Source organism: Camelimonas fluminis (assembly GCF_014656355.1).
Taxonomy (GTDB): domain Bacteria; phylum Pseudomonadota; class Alphaproteobacteria; order Rhizobiales; family Beijerinckiaceae; genus Camelimonas; species Camelimonas fluminis.
Window position 1 is genome coordinate 1 of record NZ_BNCG01000123.1, and the last position, 1,691, is coordinate 1,691.

At 60.1% G+C, this 1,691-nt stretch carries 1 protein-coding gene and 1 pseudogene; one reads left to right on the plus strand and one right to left on the minus strand.

The window, feature by feature from the left end; translation table 11 throughout:
• Nucleotides 1-242 (plus strand): annotated as a pseudogene (locus tag IE243_RS22690) (IS21 family transposase); the annotation flags it as partial.
• A gap of 245 nt (nt 243-487) precedes the next feature.
• On the opposite strand, the gene IE243_RS22695 reads toward IE243_RS22690, so the two are convergent.
• Entirely contained in the window at nt 488-1,486 is a 999-nt protein-coding gene (locus IE243_RS22695; RefSeq protein WP_191321545.1) for an IS110 family RNA-guided transposase, read from the minus strand.
• Nucleotides 1,487-1,691 lie beyond the last annotated feature (205 nt).

A 1,691-nucleotide genomic window follows, 5' to 3' on the forward strand; every position in this document is an offset into this window, starting at 1 on the left:
TTGTTCCACTCTCATTCCGTCCGGGCGAAGCCTTTCAGTTCGACTGGAGTGAGGATTTTGCCGTCCTGGGCGGTGAACGCACGAAGTTGCAGATGGCGCATATCAAGCTGTCTCACAGCCGGGCCTTCCTGGTGCGCGCCTATCTCTTGCAGACCCATGAGATGCTGTTCAACGCCCACTGGCATGGGTTCCGTGTGTTCGGCGGCGTTCCCGGGCGCGGGATCTATGACAATCTATGGACGCCTCCCGGGCAAGGGGCAATGCTGACAGCCGGCGGCATGGAATGCGTGAATCTATCCGGCCTGTTACTGGAGCGATCACGCTCCCGGCCTTGATGGGAGTCCGCTGCTTCTGGCCTCATAACATGAGCGGCCTTAAAGGCCCTGTCGTAGACCAGGCTTTGAAGCTGCGGTCCGTGCCGTTGTGCCATCAATGTCCACCTCGCTCTCATCGCCGCCTCAGCGACGATCTCGGGTGCCGCCGCAGATCAAGCGGCCGCGTAAATCTCCTTCCTGGTCAGCAGCGCCCAGGCAATGCGCGCCGTCTTGTTGGCAAGCGCAACGAGCGCCTTGTTGAAACCCCGCCGTTCGACGACGCCCCTCAGCCATGCCGACCGCGGGTCGTCCCGGTTGGCGAGACGGCTGATAACGGCTCGGGCGCCGTGTATCATCTGCTTGCGCAGATAGTGATTGGCACGTCGACCGATGCCACCCAAGCGCGGCTTGCCTCCGGTCGTATATTGTCGGGGCACCAACCCAATCCAGGCGGCGAGCTCTCGCCCAGAACGGAAGTGCCGGGCATCGTCGATACTGGCTACCAGTGCCGTGGCGATAATGGGCCCGACGCCAGGCAAGGTAGCCAGGCGGCGACAATCGTCATGCTGCCGGCAGATCTCCATGATCCTTGCGTCGAGCTTTGCGATGCGGGCATTTGCGTCGCGAAGCTGGTCGAGAAGTTCCTCGAATAGCTCGCGCCCGAGATCCGACAGGCAATTATGTTCGATCGCTGTCGGGGCCTGGGCCGCGAAGCGCCAGGCTCCCTGAGGCAGGACGATGCCATATTCGGCCAGAAGGCCGCGGGTGTGATTGATGAGCGACGTGCGTTGAACAATCAGCCGCTCGCGAATCCGATGCAGAGACTGCAGATCCTGCTGATCCGTGGATTTTACAGGAACGAAGCGCATCGTCGGGCGTGTCGCCGCCTCGTAAATGGCTTCCGCGTCGACGGCGTCGTTCTTGGAGCCGCGCACGAAGGGCTTTACGAAACGAGGATTGATCAACCGGACCTCTCTCCCCGCCGTTGTGAATAACCGGCCCCAATGGTGAGCGCTGGCGCAAGCTTCCATGGCGATCGTCTCTGGCGCCAGCTCGTTCACGATTTCCGTAAGCTTTGTGCGGCTGACCTTTCGTGAAACAATCACACCGTTTGTATCAATCCCGTGCAGATGGAACGATTGCTTTCCAAGATCGATCGCCAGCAAATTCATTGTCATGCTGTCCTCCTCCAGGTTGGGCCACTTACTGTGAGCGCGAGGAGGGAGGCGTCCATCCCATAACATGAAGACAGCAGTGGATCGTGTCGGTCGTGGCAAGGAGCGCCAGATCAATATCCGCTTCCTCGCCATGACAAACCGTAACCGCTGTCCTGCTCCCACCTTCTGCGTTGATTGCTGATGTAGGAAGATCGACTGC